The 20,315-nt window shown below is 33.1% G+C and carries 17 protein-coding genes; 12 read left to right on the top strand and 5 right to left on the bottom strand.

What is annotated here, in order from left to right:
- The first annotated feature begins 39 nt into the window (after positions 1-39).
- From ACJBCC_RS03475 to ACJBCC_RS03500, 6 genes are all read left to right on the top strand, one after another.
- On the top strand, positions 40-1,254 hold the full coding sequence (locus tag ACJBCC_RS03475) for an aminotransferase class V-fold PLP-dependent enzyme (protein WP_299098365.1): 1,215 nt from the start codon (positions 40-42) through the stop codon (positions 1,252-1,254).
- Between the two features lie 45 nt (positions 1,255-1,299).
- A complete protein-coding gene (locus ACJBCC_RS03480) occupies positions 1,300-2,118 on the top strand; it encodes an META domain-containing protein (RefSeq protein ID WP_299098364.1) in 819 nt (272 codons plus the stop codon).
- A 39-nt stretch (positions 2,119-2,157) separates the two neighbouring features.
- Positions 2,158-2,580, top strand: coding sequence for a SufE family protein (locus ACJBCC_RS03485; protein WP_299098363.1), 423 nt, complete (start codon positions 2,158-2,160; stop codon positions 2,578-2,580).
- Positions 2,581-2,656: 76 nt separating this feature from the next.
- Positions 2,657-2,983, top strand: coding sequence for a DUF59 domain-containing protein (locus ACJBCC_RS03490; protein WP_299098362.1), 327 nt, complete (start codon positions 2,657-2,659; stop codon positions 2,981-2,983).
- A gap of 75 nt (positions 2,984-3,058) precedes the next feature.
- Positions 3,059-3,571, top strand: coding sequence for a DUF2480 family protein (locus tag ACJBCC_RS03495; RefSeq protein ID WP_299098361.1), 513 nt, complete (start codon positions 3,059-3,061; stop codon positions 3,569-3,571).
- 125 nt (positions 3,572-3,696) lie between these two features.
- A complete protein-coding gene (locus ACJBCC_RS03500; protein ID WP_299098360.1) occupies positions 3,697-4,641 on the top strand; it encodes a DUF3078 domain-containing protein in 945 nt (314 codons plus the stop codon).
- Positions 4,642-4,716: 75 nt separating this feature from the next.
- Here the strand turns inward: ACJBCC_RS03500 and hflX are convergent, their stop codons facing one another.
- The gene (gene hflX, locus ACJBCC_RS03505; protein ID WP_407556410.1) at positions 4,717-5,928 is read right to left on the bottom strand and encodes a GTPase HflX; all 1,212 of its coding nucleotides are present in this window, start codon (positions 5,926-5,928) and stop codon (positions 4,717-4,719) included.
- A 72-nt stretch (positions 5,929-6,000) separates the two neighbouring features.
- Here hflX and ACJBCC_RS03510 point away from each other — a divergent pair, with 72 nt between their 5' ends.
- The 4 genes from ACJBCC_RS03510 (at position 6,001) to ACJBCC_RS03525 (ending at position 15,353) form a co-directional block, all read left to right on the top strand.
- Positions 6,001-6,951 carry an endonuclease/exonuclease/phosphatase family protein gene (locus ACJBCC_RS03510; RefSeq protein ID WP_299098358.1) on the top strand — a complete coding sequence of 317 codons (951 nt, stop codon included), beginning with the start codon at positions 6,001-6,003 and terminating at the stop codon, positions 6,949-6,951.
- A gap of 224 nt (positions 6,952-7,175) precedes the next feature.
- Entirely contained in the window at positions 7,176-12,485 is a 5,310-nt protein-coding gene (locus ACJBCC_RS03515; protein ID WP_299098357.1) for a fibronectin type III domain-containing protein, read from the top strand.
- A gap of 26 nt (positions 12,486-12,511) precedes the next feature.
- Positions 12,512-13,420, top strand: a complete 909-nt coding sequence (locus ACJBCC_RS03520; protein ID WP_299098356.1) for a type IX secretion system membrane protein PorP/SprF — start codon at positions 12,512-12,514, stop codon at positions 13,418-13,420.
- A gap of 19 nt (positions 13,421-13,439) precedes the next feature.
- A complete protein-coding gene (locus tag ACJBCC_RS03525; protein ID WP_299098355.1) occupies positions 13,440-15,353 on the top strand; it encodes an OmpA family protein in 1,914 nt (637 codons plus the stop codon).
- Positions 15,354-15,410: 57 nt separating this feature from the next.
- Here the strand turns inward: ACJBCC_RS03525 and ACJBCC_RS03530 are convergent, their stop codons facing one another.
- Positions 15,411-15,881, bottom strand: a complete 471-nt coding sequence (locus tag ACJBCC_RS03530) for a CYTH domain-containing protein (protein ID WP_407556411.1) — start codon at positions 15,879-15,881, stop codon at positions 15,411-15,413.
- A 51-nt stretch (positions 15,882-15,932) separates the two neighbouring features.
- Here ACJBCC_RS03530 and dinB point away from each other — a divergent pair, with 51 nt between their 5' ends.
- Entirely contained in the window at positions 15,933-17,036 is a 1,104-nt protein-coding gene (gene dinB, locus ACJBCC_RS03535) for a DNA polymerase IV (RefSeq protein ID WP_299098353.1), read from the top strand.
- Between the two features lie 10 nt (positions 17,037-17,046).
- A complete protein-coding gene (locus ACJBCC_RS03540) occupies positions 17,047-17,388 on the top strand; it encodes a ribosomal protein L7/L12 (protein ID WP_367179553.1) in 342 nt (113 codons plus the stop codon).
- 83 nt (positions 17,389-17,471) lie between these two features.
- Here the strand turns inward: ACJBCC_RS03540 and pyk are convergent, their stop codons facing one another.
- The 3 genes from pyk to rnc form a co-directional block, all read right to left on the bottom strand.
- On the bottom strand, positions 17,472-18,911 hold the full coding sequence (gene pyk, locus ACJBCC_RS03545; protein WP_299098352.1) for a pyruvate kinase: 1,440 nt from the start codon (positions 18,909-18,911) through the stop codon (positions 17,472-17,474).
- Positions 18,912-18,915: 4 nt separating this feature from the next.
- Positions 18,916-19,395, bottom strand: a complete 480-nt coding sequence (locus ACJBCC_RS03550; protein WP_299098351.1) for an IPExxxVDY family protein — start codon at positions 19,393-19,395, stop codon at positions 18,916-18,918.
- 177 nt (positions 19,396-19,572) lie between these two features.
- Positions 19,573-20,313: a ribonuclease III gene (gene rnc, locus ACJBCC_RS03555; protein WP_299098350.1), complete on the bottom strand. Its 741-nt coding sequence runs from the start codon at positions 20,311-20,313 to the stop codon at positions 19,573-19,575.
- Positions 20,314-20,315 lie beyond the last annotated feature (2 nt).

Consider the following 20,315-nt stretch of genomic DNA (forward strand, 5'->3'; position numbering starts at 1 on the left):
GAACAATGCGTTGTATCTTTGTAACTAGGAATTAAGCCCATGTTAGACGTACAAAAAATAAGAAAAGACTTCCCCATTCTCAACAGAACAGTTAACGGGAAACCACTCATATATTTCGATAATGCAGCAACTTCGCAAACACCACAACAGGTTATTGACGTTATTGTAGATTATTACAGTAATTTCAATGCTAATATCCATAGAGGTGTACATAGTTTAAGCCAAGAAGCGACTGATGCTTATGAGCAAGCACGTATTAAAATTCAGAATCACTTTAATGCGAAAGAAAGTCATGAAATCATATTCACTTCTGGTACAACGCATAGTATCAATTTAGTTGCTAACGGATTTTCTTCTCTTTTGAAAAAAGGCGATGAAATTATAGTCTCAGCATTAGAACACCACAGTAATATTGTGCCATGGCAAATGCTTTGCGAGCGTACAGGTGCAAGTTTAAAGGTGATTCCTATGAATGAAAATGGCGAATTAATCCTTTCTGACTATGATGCACTTCTAAATGAAAACACCAAATTGGTTTTTGTTAACCATATTTCAAATGCCTTAGGGACTATTAATCCTATTGAATATATTATAGAAAAAGCACATGCGGTTGGAGCTGCTGTTTTAGTAGATGGTGCACAATCTTGTCCGCATATTAAACCAGACGTTCAAGCATTAGATGTTGATTTCTATGTGTGTTCTGCACATAAATTATGCGGACCTACAGGTGTCGGCATGCTTTATGGGAAAGAAGCATGGCTAAACAAATTACCACCTTACCAAGGTGGAGGCGAAATGATTGCAGAAGTTTCTTTTGAAAAAACAACCTACGCAGGTTTACCTCACAAATTCGAAGCTGGTACACCAAACATTTGCGGTGGTATTGCGTTTGGAGCTGCCATTGATTACATGAATAATATTGGTTTTGAAAACATAGCCAAATACGAACAAGAACTTTTAGACTACGGATCTGAACAATTACAACAAATTGAAGGTTTAAAAATCTACGGTACCGCAAAAGAAAAAACCTCTGTAATTTCTTTTAACGTTGGGACTATTCATCCTTATGATATAGGAACCATCTTAGACAAAATGGGAATTGCTGTGCGTACTGGTCATCATTGTGCGCAACCCATTATGGATTTTTATAAAATTCCAGGAACCATTAGAGCATCCTTTATGTTTTATAATACCAAAGAAGAAATTGACGCTTTTATTGTAGCCTTGAAGAAAGCGATTATGATGCTCTCTTAGACTTTGGCATTAAATATGTAACTTACAGTAGTAAACACTTTATAGATGAAAATTTTACTAAGTTTATTTATGCTTTTAACAACGTTGAATTCTTGTGATTCATCAAAAAAAGCGATTGAAAACAGCAAAAAAATGCAAACCTCGCTCTCTGGAACTTATTACATTGTAAATGTTAAAGACATGGATGTGTCTTCAAACAAAATCACTATTAATTTTGATGAAGCATCAAATAAAGTTACTGGATTTGCAGGTTGTAATAGCTTTTTTGGCAATTACACATTAGAAAATAATACGCTAACTTTTCAAAATATTGGTGCGTCTAAGAAATTCTGCCCAGGAACGGCTTCAGTTGTAGAACGTCAATTTTTAAAGGCTTTAAATTCAGTTAACTCATATTCTATTAACGAAAATTCCATTTCATTTTCTATTGATGAATCTATTCTTATAAAAGGAAGCAATGTAATGGCTTCTTCAAAAAAAAGTACTGCAACAACTGAGGTTAATGATAAGACTGCAGTAAAATATGTTACGAGTTCTAAAACGACATATAATTTTGTTTCAATTTCAAAAACAAACGTTTTATTATCAAATGACAAAGGCCTCCAAGATATTAGCACATTTTCAACTGATGCCAAAGATTGGAATGCAATTACTGAATTAATAAACGCAATAGATGTTGAAACAATTCAAGATTTAATTCCGCCTTCTACAAGTCATCAAACAGATGGTGCTTTGCACGCATCTTTAGCCATAATTATTGGCGATATCGAATATATGACGCCAACATTTGATCATGGTAATCCTCCAAGTGCTATAATGGCTTTAGTTAATAAAGTGTTATCCATTAAAGAAAACACGGATTAAAACTAACGATTTCGTAATTTTGCACAAAAGAATGAGACTATGACTATTGAAGAAGTACAAAACGAAATTATTGACGAGTTTTCTATGTTTGAAGATTGGGAGGAACGCTACCAGTATATGATTGACCTCGGAAAGGACTTACCTTTAATTGAGGAAAAATATAAGACCGAAGATAATATAATCAAAGGTTGCCAAAGCAAAGTTTGGGTCCATGCCAATATGGATGAGGAAAAGGTAAACTTTACTGCAGATAGTGATGCCATAATTACAAAAGGAATCATTGCTATTTTGATTAGAGTTTTTTCTAACCAACATCCAAAAGATATTCTCGAAGCAAATACTGATTTTATAGATCAAATAGGCTTAAAAGAACATTTGTCACCTACAAGAGCCAATGGCTTAGTTAGTATGATAAAACAATTAAAAATGTATGCCATAGCATACCAAACACAACTTAATTAATTAGATTTTTTTTATAAAAATCTAATATTTATTAATATCACTCCTATTTTTATAGGAACAAAAAATATAATTTGCCATGAGCGATGCAACCATAGATACAGCAGTTTTAGGAGAAAAAATTCTTAGAGTACTAAAAACCATATACGATCCTGAAATCCCAGTAGATATTTACGAACTTGGTTTAATTTACGATGTTTTTGTAAACGAAGATTTTGAAGTTAAAATTTTAATGACGTTAACTACACCAAACTGCCCTGTTGCTGAAACATTGCCATTAGAAGTTGAAGAGAAAGTTAAATCACTTAACGAAGTCAAAGATGCTGAAGTAGAAATTACTTTTGATCCACCATGGACGCAAGACTTAATGAGTGAAGAGGCTAAGTTAGAACTTGGAATGTTGTAGAGCCTAATTGTTTAAGAACTTTCAATCAATAAAATATTATCCTAGTAATCATTGAGTATATAGTTATTAAGATTTATGAAAGGAGAAATAATTAACAGAGTCACAAATAGTAAGCTAAAAGTTATTGACTTAGAAGATTACTATCCCGAAGGAAGGCGCATTCTTTTTGATATAAAAGATTGGTTACTTGAAGGTTTAGTACTAAGGGAAAAAGACTTTAGAGTATTTGTTGCAGAACATAATTGGTCACAATACCAAGATTGTTTTGTTGCTTTGCATTGCTCTACTGATGCAATTGTACCAGATTGGGCGTACATGTTAATCTCAATTGAGCTTCAATCATATGCTAAATTATCCCTTATTGGTTCTTTATCAGATTTAGAAACGGTATTATATAATGATATTATTTCAAAATTAGATCTTTCCATTTATAATAACTTACCTGTAATTATTAAAGGATGCTCTCACAAACCTGTGCCTTCCAACGCTTTAATTTTGTTAACCCAAAAACTAAAGCCAATTGCAAAATCTATTATGTTTGGAGAAGCATGCTCTTCCGTGCCTTTATTCAAGAAAAGTAAAAAATAAAAGTGACCTTAATAAATTTCAAGTGTCTTAAGAATGGTGATTTAATTGAAAAAAAAGAACTAAATCTAATAATCACTTATATTTGCAAATTAATTACAAATTATTTTATTAAAATTTAATCCATTATGAACAAGAAATTACTTTTTTCCCTTCTTTTATTATTTGCTGTAACTACGGTTGCATTTGCTCAAACAAAAGAAGAATTGGAAGCTCAAAAAGCTGAAAAACAAGCTGAAGCTGACAAATTTCAAGGAGAAGCAAACGCTTTACAAGCACAAATAGATGCTTTACCAGGCTGGAGAACAGGTGCTTTTGGTACCATTGGTGGTAGCCTTTCTAATTTTAGCAATTGGTACGGTCAAGGAACTCCAGATTTAGCTTCTGGTAGTTTTGGTATTACATTAAATGCATTTGCTAATAAAATTGAAGACAAATATTTTTGGAGAAACTCTTTATTAACTAACTTAAACTGGATAAAGTTTGATGACAAAAATGATGATGACGATGACGATAGCTTCAAAAACGGTACAGACGTTTTCAACATCTCATCTCTTTATGGTAGAAATTTAAGCAAAACATGGGCTATTTCTGGGTTAATGGAATATAGAACTACGCTTTTAGACAACTTTAATGATCCTGGGTATTTAGACGTTGGTGTTGGTGCTACTTGGACTCCTATTGAAAACTTAATAGTAGTGATTCACCCATTAAACTACAACTTTGTATTTGCTAAAAATGATGCTGTTTTTGAATCTTCTATGGGTGCAAAAATTGTTGCGGATTATACTAGACAAATTGGAGCAATAAACTTTAAGACAAACTTCTCTACATTCCAGAGTTACAAATCTAGTGAATTATCAAACTGGACATGGACTAACTCGTTTAGCTACACACTTTGGAAAATGATTGGTGTTGGTTTTGATTTTGGTTTAAGAAGCAATCAGCAAGAAGCACTTAATTACGCCTTCAATCAATGGGATCCAGCAGGAACTGACGCTGAACCAACATTTGATAATCTTGATAACAAGTTACAGTCATATTATACATTTGGTTTAAGCTACAAGTTCTAAATCAAACTTATTTAGAATAAAAAAAGAGGTCTTAATGAGACCTCTTTTTTTATTTATATAGTTTTAATTTAATAGTTATTCTATATCCTCAACATCAGGATATAAGAAGTGATTATAAGGAAATCGTGTTACATGTATTTCTCTTACTTCTTTATAAACTCGTTTTCTAAACTCTTCCATGTTCTCCTTATTTAATGCAGAGATAAATAAAGTATTATCTCCAACTCTATTCATCCAAGTTCGTTTCCACTCGTCAATAGAATAATTTGCTTCCGTTCGTTCCGCAATCAAATCATCGTCATCAAAAGGCTCTGGCTCATAAGCATCAATCTTATTAAAAACCATGATAGTAGGCTTATCCTTGCTTTTTATATCGTCTAAAATCTGATTTACAGAATTTATATGTTCTTCAAAGTTGGTGTGCGATATATCTACAACGTGTAATAATAAATCTGCCTCGCGTACTTCATCTAACGTACTCTTAAAAGATTCTACTAATTGGGTTGGTAATTTTCTTATAAAACCAACAGTATCACTAACTAAAAAAGGTAGATTCCCGATAACTACTTTTCTTACTGTTGTATCTAAAGTTGCAAATAATTTATTCTCAGCAAAAACGTCACTTTTACTAATAACATTCATCAAAGTAGATTTCCCAACATTGGTGTAGCCAACCAAGGCAACACGCACCATTTTTCCACGATTACCACGTTGTACAGCCATTTGCTTATCAATGGTTTTAATCTTGGATTTTAATAATGATATTTTATCACGTACAATACGTCTATCTGTTTCAATCTCAGTTTCTCCAGGTCCGCGCATACCAATTCCACCTTTTTGTCGTTCTAGGTGAGTCCACATACCTTTTAATCTAGGCAACAAATATTCGCATTGCGCTAATTCTACTTGCGTTCTTGCATAACTCGTTTGGGCACGTTGCGCAAAAATATCTAGGATAAGATTAGTTCTGTCTAAAATTTTACAATTTAGAATTTTACTAATATTTCGCTCTTGAGCAGGTGATAATTCATCATCAAAAATTACTGTTCCTATGTCATTTTCCTTAACAAACTTAGTGACGTCTTCCATTTTTCCCGTACCAATAAAGGTCTTAGGATTAGGCATACTCATTTTCTGCGTGTAACGTTTTACAACCCCACCACCTGCAGTATAGGTCAAAAATTCTAATTCGTCTAAATACTCTTTAGAGGTCTCCTCATCTTGATCTTGAGTAATGATACCAATTAAAACGACTTTCTCTAAGGCAATATCTTTTTTTTCTATCATAAATTAATTAAAGTACAAAGTTAAACAATTGAATCATTTCAATGTAACATTATAAAAACCTATATTTAATCCATGATTAATAATCCTGAAATTTACACTTTAGCGTTTTATAATATTGAAAACTTATTTGATACCAAAAACGACCCTTTAACTCATGATGATGATTTTTTACCGAATTCCTTAAAACGCTGGACACCGAAGCGTTATCAAAAAAAACTATTGAAATTAGGAACAGTAATTTCTAAAATAGGAAACGAGAACTCTAATTCCGCTCCTGACATAATTGGTTTAGCTGAAGTTGAAAACGAAAAAGTAGTAAAAGATTTAGTTAACAGTAAAAATCTTATTGAGGAAAATTATAGCTATATACATTATGATTCTATGGACGAACGCGGAGTTGATGTAGCGCTAATCTACAAAAGCGATCGTTTTCAAGTTATAAATTCTGAAACATTTTCAGTTTATCTAGAAAACGACAAAGGAGAACAAGATTATACACGAGACGTATTGTTAGTACAAGGTCTATTGAATAACGAAAATATTAACGTAATTGTAAATCATTGGTCTTCAAAAAGAGAGGGTGAAAAAGAAACTGAATTTAAACGTATTGCCGCAGCTAACGTTGTAATATCAATAATTAAAAAACTAAAAGAAGAAAAACCTGAAGCTAAAATTATAGTAATGGGTGATTTTAATGATAACCCAAATAGTAAAAGCATACTATCACTGCAAGAACAAGGTAATTTATTTAATCCTTTTAAAACGGTTTGGTCTAGAAGTAATGGCAGCCTAAATCATAATTTTCAATGGAATATGTTTGATCAAATTTTATTTTCAACCAATTTTTTTGATGTTAGTAGTTCTTCATTAATTTATCACAACGCTGAAGTGTTTAACAGTAAGTTTCTTACTCAATATAAAGGTAAATTTAAGGGACAGCCATTTAGAACCTTTGTAGGTAGAAAATATACAGGTGGATATAGCGATCATTTCCCTGTTTTCCTTCAATTAAAGACTTCTTAAAAAACAGCCAAACCATTTGTCGATTATAACGGTAGTTAATCTATTATAACATTGTTAACATCTTGTTAATAGCCATTTTTTATATATTCGACTTCACATTGTTTTAAGCGTCTAACCAACGTCAAACTTGTGCTTTACAGCAAAATTTTATCAAACACCAATAAATTCTCTTACAATATACTGATTGTGAGAGCATTAAATAATTCTTAACAAACCGATTAATAATGAAAAAGATTACTCTATTTTTAATCATGCTTGGGTTTATTTTCACAGCAAATGCCCAGTATAATTTCCCTCCAATAGTAGGGCCTACAAACGTGGCCTCAGGAACTCCTGTTACTATTAACTTAAATGATGCAGCAAATACTGCTGCGGTACCAGCATCCTCAACGGGATCTTACAATTCATTTTCAGTTTCAGTAGATTGGGTTGTTGGAGGTGGAAACCCTTGGTCTTCAGAAGCAGACTTAACGGTAACAACAACTTCAGGTACAATTACTATAGATCCACCTACTACAGGAGGATTAACTAGTAATGCAAGTACTACATTAACTTTTGTTGGTGAATTTACTGCAATTTATGATCCTACTGTAGATGGGTTTATAGATTTAGTAATGAATCAAAGTTTTGGTGGTTCTGATGCAGATTGGGAAAACATAGTTGTTACTTTATTTGAAAGTCCAACATGTATTGACCCTTACGATATTAGTTCTTCTAACGTTACTTCTAATTCAGCGATCTTGGATTGGACGGCTGGAGATTCTGAAACAGATTGGAATATAGAATATAACAGTGGTACAGATTTCACACCTGGTAATAGCGAAGAAGAGAATGCAATTTCTGTAACTGGTTCGCCTAACACAACATTAACAGGTTTAACACCCGCAACAACGTACTATATCTATTACCAAGCAAATTGTGGGCCTGGAGACGAAAGTTTATGGGTAGGTCCATTTATCATGACTACAGAGTGTGTAACTTTTATTGCACCATATACTGAAGGTTTTGAAAACGCAGGAGATATACCATTATGTTGGTCTAATGGAGGTGCCGAAGAATGGGAGTATGCTGATGACCCTGGATTTGACCATATTGGAGACAATGGTACAATGTTAGGAAGTACCACTACAAATAATTATTTTGCATTTGTCGATTCTTCAGGAACTGATGATCCGAGTACTTTAACAACACCATTAGTAGATGTTAGTGGCTTAACAGCACCTGCACTTTCATTTTATGAAATTAGTGATAATGAAGGAAATGCCAACAGTACTTTAGACGTAGAAGTTTGGGATGGTGCTGCATGGAACATGATGGCGACCTACAACACTAACACTTCTGGCTGGGAACTTAAAGTTATTGATTTAAGTACGCTTACTATTACTGGAGATGTACAAGCAAGGTTTATCTTTTCGGAAACAGAAAGTGGAGATTTTTATGATGACATTGCAATTGATGATGTTACATTTGATGAAGCTCCAACATGTTTCAATCCAACAGCTTTAATGGCAAATGCTATCACTTCTAATGGAGCGGAATTAAGTTGGTCTCAAGACGGAACAGTCGCATTATGGAATATTGAAATAGTTACGGCAGGTACACCTGCTACTGGTACGCCAACAGATGTAGGTATTACAAACCCATATACGGCTTCAGGATTAAGTGCAGTTACGAGCTACGAATATTATGTACAAGCTAATTGTGGTAGTGAACTTAGTGGTTGGGCAGGACCTTTTGCTTTTGAAACACTTTGTGATATTTTTATTCCAGATTACATTCAAAATTTTACAGATATACCAGCTGACTGTTGGGAAGAAGCAGATAGTGGAGATGCAACTACTGGACCTATGGATTTAGGTGCTGGACTTTGGGCTGCAGATGGATTTTTAAACAATGGAACGACAGGTTCTTTTAGAATAAACATATATCAAGGCGATGTTAGAAGTGACTGGATTATTTCTCCTCAATTTGATTTAACAGGTGGTCCTTTTCAAGTTGAGTTTGATTTTGGAATAATGCTATTTGCAAATTCTACAACAGCAGGTACTTTAGGTTCTGATGATACAGTTCAATTATTAATGACAAATGATAATGGTGCCACATGGATTTCTCTTTTAACTTATGACAACACCTCAGTTGTTCCTGTTACTGGTGAACATCCTGTTGTTGATTTAACAGCATATAGTGGACAAATAGTTCAATTTGGAATTTTAGCTTCTGATGGAACTGTGAATGACCCAGAAGATGTTGATGTATTTGTTGACAATTTTAGAGTAAGAGGAATCCCTACTTGCCCAGAACCATCAGACTTAACTGCAAATAATTTAAGTTTAACTTCAACTGAAGTTGGTTGGACAGAGAATGGAACTTCAACATCTTGGAATATTCAATATGGTGAAGCTGGTTTTGCTTTAGGCACTGGAACAATTGAGCCTGGAGTAACTACTAATCCTTATATTCTTACAGGTTTAAATCCAGATACAAATTATGAGTTCTACGTATCAGCAATTTGTGGACCTGGTGATGAAAGTTCTTATTTTGGTCCTTTTGATTTCTTTACTGGATATTGTGAGTCAATACCATCAAGTAACGATGGAACTGGTATTAATTATGCCAATTTAGGAGTGACGACATTTACGAGTTTAGGTGATTTGACTTATGAAAATCATACAACACCAACAGTAAACGTTTTCCAAGGAATTAATACAAATTTAGAAATAGAGTTTGGTCACAGTTTCACTTACGACGTTAATGTTTGGATTGATTTTGATGACAATTTAATATTTGATGATACAGAACTTGTTTTCCAAGGAGAATCTTCCGGTGCAAGTACACCTCATTTAATGGATGCTTCATTTGTGATGCCAGTTACGGCACCTATTGGAGAACACAGAATGCGTGTTGGATCGGCTGACTTTGGTCAAACCACTCCTGATCCTTGTTATGATGGATCTTGGGGTGTAACATTAGATTTTACAGTTAACATACAACAATTGAACTGTACTTTAGCAGAAGCCGATTATACAGTAGTACCAGATTGTGATAACGATCAATTTTATATTGAAGTTAATGTAACAAGTTTAGGAGATGCTACTTCTTTAGCTCTCACAAACAGTTTAGATGCTAGTTCAGTTCAAGCAACGGCAACAGGTGTTTATCAAGTTGGTCCTTTCCCTTTTGGAAGTTCAGCTAAGGTTTTTGTAACGAATGAGCAAGACAATAACTGTGTAATTAGTAGTGAAACATTTGAAGTTTTAGCATGTCCACCTGCTAATGACGATTGTTCTACAGCAATAACGGCAGTGGTTAATGCAACTAGTACTTGTGATATGGTTACTTCAGGAACTATATTGGCAGCTACGCCTTCGGGTGTACCAGATGGAAGTTGTACTGGATCTCCAGACGATGATGTATGGTTTACTTTTGAAGCACTAGATGAAATTCAAATTATCTCTATTGTGAATGTTGTAGGTGGTACAACAAATATAGACCACGCACTTTACGAAGGTTCTTGTGGAAGTTTAACAGAAATTTACTGTACTGATGATGATGCTACTGTTACACCATCTTTAGTTGTAGGAAATACTTATTATATCCGTGTATTTAGCGGAGGAAGTCAACCAGAAACATCAACTTTTGATTTATGTATTAGACCTGCACCAACAAATATCATTTGTGACAATGCCGAAAACTTCTGTTCTGTTGGAGGTGCCTTAACAACACCAAATATCATTGGAATTCCAAGTACTGGCCAAGTTGCTTGTTTAGGATCTATACCAAACCCAACTTGGAATATTATTCAAGTAGGGGACTCAGGACCTATTGAAATTCAAATTGAACAAACTGATGAAAACGGAAACGGATTAGATGTTGATTTTGTTATTTGGGGTCCATTTACATCAGTTAATCAAGCATGTACGGACATATTATTAGAGGATTGTCCAACTTGTCCTTTCTCTAACAATCCTGATACAGGTTTCTATCCTTTAGGAAACATTGTTGATTGTAGTTATTCAGGAGCGTCAATAGAAAATTTATCTATTGATAATGCACTTAGCGGAGAAATCTACATGTTACTAGTAACTAATTTTAATGGTGGAGCTGGTAATATTACCATAGAACAAACTAATGCTGGTGCTACTGACAACGGAACAATTGAAGCTGAAATCGATGCACAAATTGCGAGTGATGAAGTTATAATAGATCCTAACAACGACCCAACAGAAATTGATGAAGTATCAGTTTGTGGATTTGATTCTGTGACTATATTAACAGATTCTCCTTTTGCAGATGAATTTGTTTGGTATAAAAATGGTTTTGTATTAGATGGAGAAACGTCTTCTTCTCTAGTTGTAACAGAATCGGACAACTACCAAGTACAAGCATTTGATAATCAATGTGGTTCTGAAGCTTTTTCTCAGATCGTAGTTATTAATCTATATGAAGATCCTGGTACTATTGCACCTCAAAACATTACAGTATGTGATGGACCTGAAGCAGATGGATCTGAAATATTTGACCTAGAAGCATTAACAACTTCGTTAGGATTAGGTGACGACTATACAGTATCATATTATACGAGTACAGCGAATGCTAACCAAAGAATAGATCCTGTATCAACTTCATACACATCATCTGGTGAGACATTAATTATGAGAATTGAAGATGCCGATGCAGTAACTAACGATTTCCTTGGTTGTCGTCAATTATCTCAAGTGGAATTAATTGTAAACCCAAGACCAACTGTAAATCAACCAGCAGATTTTGTTATCTGTGATGATTTAGATGGAAATGTTGATGGTGTTACTACTTTTAATTTATTATCTATCAATGATGAAGTTAATACAGATGCCAATGTAGAAATTACATATCATATATCTCAAGCAGATGCAGATGCAGACGCAAGCCCTCTCGCAAGTCCTTACTCAAGTAGTGGAGAAACAATTTTTGTACGTGCGGAGAATACAGATAATGGTTGTTACAACACAACATCGTTTAACTTAGAGGTTAATGTTGTTCCTTTAGCATCTTTTGATTCAGAATTAACATACGCAGTTTGTCCTAATGCAACTGTACCAATAACTATTGGTATTGTACCAACAAACTTTACAGCTGCCGATGTTACAGTTAATTGGTCTTTAGATGGAATTGCAGTAAGCGGAAGTGGATTAACTTTAGATTCAGTATTAATTGCAGGTGAATACGCTGCAACAATAGAGTTTAACGCAACAGGCTGTATCAATACAATTTCAGTTGAGGTTATAGAGTTAGAATCGTGTGTATTCCCAGAAGGTATTTCTCCTGGTGTTTCACCTGGTCAAAATGACACATTTGATTTAACAAGTTTTAATGTTACGAAACTTGAAATATTTAATAGAAACGGAACACTTGTATACTCTAAAAACAACTATACTAATGAATGGTATGGACAAACAAACGACGGAAAAGAATTACCTGTAGGAACATATTTCTACACGGTAGTTTATGAAGGTGGTGCTATGTCTAAAAGTTCTTGGGTATATATTAACAGATAATCAACTAACAGAATCAACTTATTATAATGAAAAAACTCTCTATTATAGCGGTTTTGCTTTTAGCATTTCAAATGCATGGGCAACAAGACCCTCAGTACACGCAGTACATGTATAATATGAATATAATAAACCCTGCTTATGCAGGCTCAAAAGAAAATCTTTCTTTTGGATTATTATACAGAAACCAATGGTCAAAAATTGATGGTGGACCAGAAACAGGAACATTTTTCGGACATTCACCTGTCGGCGAAAATATGGGTCTTGGTTTATCTGTAATATCAGATCATATTGGTCCAGTAACCGAAACGAATGCGTACGTAGATGTATCCTATACATTGCAATTAGGAGGAGAACATAGATTAGCTTTTGGTATTAAAGCCGGTGCTACCTTTCACGATATAGGATTAAATACAGGTGTTGAAGTGGTTGATCCAACAGATCCATTCTTCGCTCAAGATATAAGTGAAACGACGCCTAACATTGGAGCTGGTTTCTTTTATTACACAGAAAAGTATTATTTATCATTATCTGTACCTAACTTATTATCTTCTGTTCATTTAGATAATAACGGATTAAAAATCGGATCAGAAACACAGCATTACTTCTTTACGGGTGGTTATGTGTTCGATCTTTCTCCTAATACAGAACTTAAACCATCATTTATGGTAAAATCTGCTTTTGATGCGCCAACATCATTTGATATTAATGTTAACGCTAGATTTTATAAAAAGTTTGAAATTGGAGCATCTTATAGACTCGATGATTCTGTTGCTGGTATGATGAATTTTGCATTAACGCCATCCTTAAGAGTTGGATATGCTTATGACTTTATTTCGTCAGATATTAAAGCGTATGCACCTGCATCACACGAGGTCTTTTTATTATTTGACCTTAATTTCCCAAAACGTGTTTCTCGTTCACCAAGATACTTTTAATCAGTTAAGCTAAACAATTATGAAAAACTTTAAAACATTATTATTTATTACGTTGATGAGTAGCTTTTGCTTAACTGCTCAAAACGCTAGCACAAAAAAAGCAGATAAATACTTTGCACGATTTGAATTTGTTAAGGCTGCTGAAAGTTATAACGAATTAGTAGAAGAAGGTAAGGCAGATACATATGTATACAGTCAATTAGCTGAAAGCTATTATAACATCTTTAATACCGAAGCCGCAGAACGCTACTATGCAAAAGCATTGGAGACATCAGATCAACCAGAAATGGTCTATAAATACGCTCAAATGCTAAAAGCAAATGGAAAATATGCTGAATCTAATACACAAATGGACAAATTTGCAACAATGCGTCCAGCTGATGATAGAGCAACTGCATTTAGAAAAAATCCTAATTACCTTCCAAAGATTTTAGAGCAAGGTAAAAAGTTTAACGTGCAGAATTCAGATTTTAATTCTACTCAGTCTGACTTCGGTGGAACATTACAAGATAACAAGTTATATATTACCTCTAGTCGTAACGACAGTCGTAAAACTTATGGGTGGAATGATCAGCCTTTCTTAGATATTTATACTATCAATAAAAATACTGATGGTTCTTATCAAGAAGCTGAATTAGCTAATAATAAAATTAACACAAGATTTCATGAAGGACTTGTGTCGTTTTCACCAGATGGTAATACTATGTATTTTTCAAGAGAAAGTTATTTTGAAAAAGCGTATGAAAAAGATTCTTTAAGTAGTACACGTTACAGCCAACTTTATTTATTTAAAGCTACTAAACTTGGTGATGATTGGGATACTGTAGAAAGTTTATCTGTAAATAGTCAAAACTACTCTGTTAAAAACCCAACAGTAAGTAATGATGGTAAAACATTATTCTTCGCATCAAACCAACCAGGTGGATATGGAGATTTTGATATTTACAAAGCTGCTATTAATGAAGATGGTACTATTGGTGAAGCTATTAACTTAGGTCAAAAAGTAAATACTGAAGGACAAGAAATGTTTCCTTATATCAGTAGTAATAACACATTATACTTTTCTTCAAACGGTCATTTAGGTTTAGGAGGGTTAGATGTGTTTTATACTAAAGAGATTGATGGAAAAATGGCGCCTATTAGAAATGTAGGTATTCCTATTAACAGTAATGCAGATGACTTTGCATTTATTATAGATGAAGAAGCCGCTGAAGGTTATGTATCTTCTAACAGAGAGGGCGGAAAAGGAAGCGATGACATTTACGAATTTAAAAAATTACAACCTTTATGTGATGTTTTAATTTCAGCAACGGTTTTAGATGATAAAACACGTGAGCCAATAAGTGGTGCATCAGTGTCATTATTTGATGATGAAGGCAATAAAGTAGTTTCTAAAACAACGAATGAAGAAGGTATTGCAGAATTTATCGTTGAGTGTGATAAAGATTCTGAACTAGAAGTAGTAATGGAAGACTTTGAAAGTAAAAAAGTACCAGTAAAAGGAACCAACGATGAAGAAACTAATGTTCAGATTTCCTTAGATCCTATTGAGAAAATTATTGAAGCTGAGCAGGTTGTACTATCACCTATCTACTTTGAGTTTGATAAATCTAATATAACAGCAGAAGGCGCTTTTGAACTAGATAAATTAGTTCAGATTATGAAAAAATATCCTGAAATGGTTATAAAAGCAACTTCTCATACAGATCAGAGAGGTTCAGAAACCTATAATGCTAATCTTTCTGATAGAAGAGCAAAAACTACTGTTCAATATGTAATTTCTCAAGGAATTGATGAAGCTCGTATTTCTGGAGAAGGTAAAGGAGAATCTGAACCAAAAGTAGATTGTTCAAATGGTTGTACAAAAGAACAACATGCTGATAATAGACGTTCTGAATTTTTAATTGTGACTCAAACTGCTGCTACAGAGTAATACACAACTAAAAAACTATAATTTATTAAAACCTATTCAATTCATTGAATAGGTTTTTTATTTCCATGATTTAAAGGGATCTTTGCTTAATTGAGAATTGTAATATCGTATATCACCAGTAACCTCACTACCTAACCAATGTGGTTTTTCAAAAAACTCGTTTTCAGAGTTTAATTCTACCTCTGCAATACACAAACCCTCATTGACGCCAGAGAAAACATCTACTTCAAAAATGTGTTTACCAAAAACAACTTCATAGCGTATTTTATCAATAATTCCATCTTCACAAAGGGTTAACAAATTTTCTGCTTCTTGTTTTGAAATTTCTTTTTCCCACTCAAACCTAGATAATCCATTAGATGTAGATTTTCCTTTTATGGTTATAAAACCGCTATTTTTTTTTAATCTTACCCTAACAGTCCTCTCCTTGTGGCTATTTAAAAACCCTTGTTTTATGGTATAACTTGCAGAAGCCTCAGTTTTAAAAGCTTCAGATTTCACTAAGAATTTGCGTTCTATTTCTATCATTAGAAGATTAAAAATTATTATTTCCAGCCATTTATTGGCTAAATTTACACTATGCCTAACGATTTACCAATTAGAAAGATAATTCATGTAGATATGGATGCATTTTATGCGTCTGTAGCTCAAATGGATAATCCTGAATTGCAAGGAAAACCAATAGCAGTTGGTGGTGGAGGAACTAGAGGTGTAATAAGTGCAGCAAGTTATGAGGCCAGAAAGTTTGGCGTAAAGAGTGCCATGTCTGGTCGTTTAGCCATAAAATTATGTCCAGATTTAATCTTTGTAAAAACCGATTTTGCACGTTACACGGAAATCTCAAAACAAATTAGAAAGATTTTTTTAGATTATACGGACTTGGTAGAACCCTTATCCTTAGATGAAGCTTATTTGGATGTAACAGAAAACAAAATTGGGCTTCCTAGTGCCACTTTATTAGCTCAGAAGATAAGAACACGTATTTATGCAGAAGTAGGCTTAACAGCTTCAGCAGGTATATCCATCAATAAATTTATAGCCAAGGTCGCAAGTGATTATAATAAACCAAATGGTCAAAAAACAGTAAACCCTGAAAACGTGTTACATTTTCTTGAAGAATTAGATATTAGAAAATTTTATGGTGTCGGTAAAGTAACCGCAGAAAAAATGTACCAAAAAGGAATTTTTACAGGAAAAGATTTAAAGTTGAAATCAGCAGAATATTTAGAGGAACACTTTGGTAAATCTGGTCGCCACTATTATCAAGTAGTTCGTGGTATACATAACAGTGAAGTAAAACCTAATCGCATTAGAAAATCATTAGCCGCAGAACGTACTTTTAGCAAAAATCTATCCTCAGAAATTTTTATGCTCGAAAAATTAGACCATATCGCAGAGGAAGTGACCAAACGATTACATAAAAGTAAAGTCGCAGGTAAAACAATTACATTAAAAATTAAGTACAGTGATTTCACATTACAAACTAGAAGCAAAACTTTACCATACTATGTCAGTGAGAAAGCCATTATTTTAGAGGCAGCGAAAGACTTATTATATCAAGATTCCCTAAATAATTCTGTTCGACTTTTAGGTATATCATTATCTAATTTAAATACAGAAATTAAAAAAGTAAAAAAAGAAGATACGTCTGCGGTTAGTGTGCAATTAAAATTTGAATTTTAAAGATTAAAAAATGATTAAAATAAATGACAACGTTATTAACAAACAAGAATTTTTAAACCTAATCAATAACAAGCAAAAGATTCAAGCTATTAAAAAATTAAAAGAAACAACAAATTTAGGTTTAAAGGAATGTAAATATATAATCGATAATTTAACGATGAATCCCAATTATTACGATGGACAAACAATTTCAAAACCAACTATAACATCATTAAAAGATAAGAATAAACTATCTCAACGAACCAAGGGCAGTCATGTTCTTTCTAGCAATTCTTCCAACTCAAAAACTTATATCTTACTAATTCTAATAGTAATCATTACTGTATTATTATACATGTATTTTAACAAGTGAATATGACAACTAATTTTAGTACATTAAAAAAGAGCGGCTGAATATATTCAGTCGCTCTTTTAATATTTAATATGTATTAATAATTAAAAACTACAGCTTTCAATTTCCGAAACACGCAAGGTGTTTACCATACCTTTATCTTGTATTGGCATAGCAGCTAAACTAATTAGCATATCACCAACATCTAAATAGCCTTTTTTACATGCCATGGCATTTACATCTTCAATTGTTTCATCTGTACTTACAAATTTGTCATAATAAAATGCAGTAACTCCCCAAAGTAGACTTAACTGAGTTAATATTCTCCTATTTGAAGTAAATACTAAAATATGAGCTGAAGGCCTCCATGCCGATATTTGAAATGCAGTATATCCACTATTAGTTAATGTAGAAATCGCCTTCGCATTAATTTCATTTGCCATATTAGCAGCATGATAGCAAATCGCTTTCGTTACATAACGCTTAGTACGAATATGTGGTGGCGATTGTGGCACTTCAATTAAAGGTGAATCTTCAACACTACGTATTATATTAGACATTTGTCGAATCACTTGAACAGGATACTGACCAACAGATGTTTCTCCAGATAACATTACAGCATCTGCACCATCCATAACGGAATTTGCAACATCATTTACCTCTGCTCTTGTTGGCGTAAGGCTTGTGATCATTGTTTCCATCATTTGTGTAGCAATAATTACTGGAATTCTTGCGCGTTTCGCTCTTAACACTAATTGTTTTTGTATAAGTGGTACTTCCTCTGCAGGAATCTCTACACCTAAATCTCCACGTGCAACCATTAAACCATCACAATAAGCAACAATTTTGTCGATATTTTCAACAGCTTCTGGCTTTTCAATTTTTGCGATAATAGGAATTTTTTGATCACTATGCTCATTAATTAAACTTTCCAGTTGCATTAAATCTTCCGCATGGCGGACAAATGATAAAGCAATCCAATCTACTTTTTGACTAATTGCAAAAATTGCATCATCTATATCTTTTTCTGTTAAAGCAGGCTGAGAGATATTTGTGTTAGGAAGGTTAACACCTTTTTTAGATTTTAAAGGTCCTCCTTGAATAACTCTTGCTTTTACTTCAGACTTTTTATCCGTTGAAACAACTTCAAAAATTAACTTTCCATCATCTAATAAAATTCGCTCACCAGCTTTAGCATCTTGAGGAAAGTTATCATAGGTCATATAAACGCGCTCTTTTGTTCCTTCAAAACGCTCACCAGTTGCAAAAATAATTTCATCACCTTCATTTACAACAACTTCACCTTTCATTACACCTACACGTAATTTAGGACCTTGTAAATCTCCTAAGATAGATGCATTGTAACCAAACTCTTCATTAAGTTCTCTAATCATTTTTATGCGCTCCTCAACATCTTTGTAATCTGCATGAGAAAAGTTAATCCTAAACACATTACATCCTTCATCTAGCATTGCCTTTAGCACTTCTTTAGTGCTAGTTGCTGGACCTAATGTAGCTACTATTTTTGTTTTTTTATTTGACATCGATTCAAAAAATTAAATTGTCTTTCGACTTTATTTGTAACGGATTTACCGTATAACTCGTTATTATTTGCGGAATAGCTTGTAGTTTATTTAGTATAAGTTTTTCTTGTACATTATTTATTTCATCTGAAATTTTTAAAAAAAAATCAACTTTCTTAAATTCTGTAATTAGATTAAAGGTTTTTAAAACTTTTTCTGGCTTATCAAATAAAGTTCCACTACTAGATAAACTTACTTCTTCCTTTTTACATACATTAGAAATTAAATTCCATTGTATATATTCTGTTTCATTATCCCATTCAAAAATGCTATATGAAGACTCTAAATATTTAAAGTCAATATCCTTTTCTTGGCGTGCTAACTTAAGCTCTAAGTGTTTATTGAGCAAATAAGCTAATCGATAATCTTCTAACCTACAATGAATTGCTATTAATTTATAGGAATCATCATAAAAATCATCTACCTGAAGTTTGTGTAAAGCCATATGTTTACAACTTTGATACTAATTCAATTTTTAATTCTAGAATTAAAAACCTTAATGTTTAATTGGCATAATGATGTAAATATAGTACAATAAAAGCTTAGTTTTATTAAGAAAGGGTTAATCTTATTTAAGAAAATCTACGAAAACGTTATCGTAATTTTTAAGAATTAAAAATACTTAATGAAGTCTGGTTATTTCATTTTGAAACGCAAAAAACGCACGTTTTGATGCTTTTTCCTCTGCCTTTTTCTTAGATGTTGCTCTGGCTTTAGATACCACCTTTTCATTTATTGAAAGTTTTACAGAAAAATGTTTAAGTTCATCGTTTCCTGTGTCATCATAGACCTGATAGTCAAACGTGTTTTTTTCCTTTTGGCACCACTCTATTAATAAGCTCTTATAGCTAATTACTTTACCTTCTAATGTTTCAATATCTACGTGTGGATGTATAACACGTTTGTAAATAAATTTTTCACAAGTATTATATCCTTTGTCTAAATAAATAGCACCTACAAGAGCCTCAAATAAGTTACCGTGAATATTATCTCCAAAATTTGAAATCGGAATTCTACTTTGTACTAAATCTATAAGTCGTAACTCTTCACCCAACTTATTTAAATGCTCTCTACTCACAACTTTAGATCGCATTTTGGTTAAATACCCTTCATCTCCATGAGGTACTTTTTCAAATAAATACGCAGCAATTACAGAACTAAGCATGGCATCGCCAACAAATTCTAATCTCTCGTAATTGATTGCATTACCCAATTCGTCCTTGATATTCATTGAGCGATGCGTAAATGCTTTTATATAAAATGACTTTGATTTTGGCTTAAAACCAAGGATTTCTTTAAGTAATAAAAAAAAATTCCCGTCTTCTTGAGAACGGGAATTTAATATGTTACGAATGAAGCTCATTC

Origin of the sequence: Winogradskyella sp. 4-2091 (genome assembly GCF_045765065.1) — a bacterium.
Classification (GTDB): Bacteria; Bacteroidota; Bacteroidia; order Flavobacteriales; family Flavobacteriaceae; genus Winogradskyella.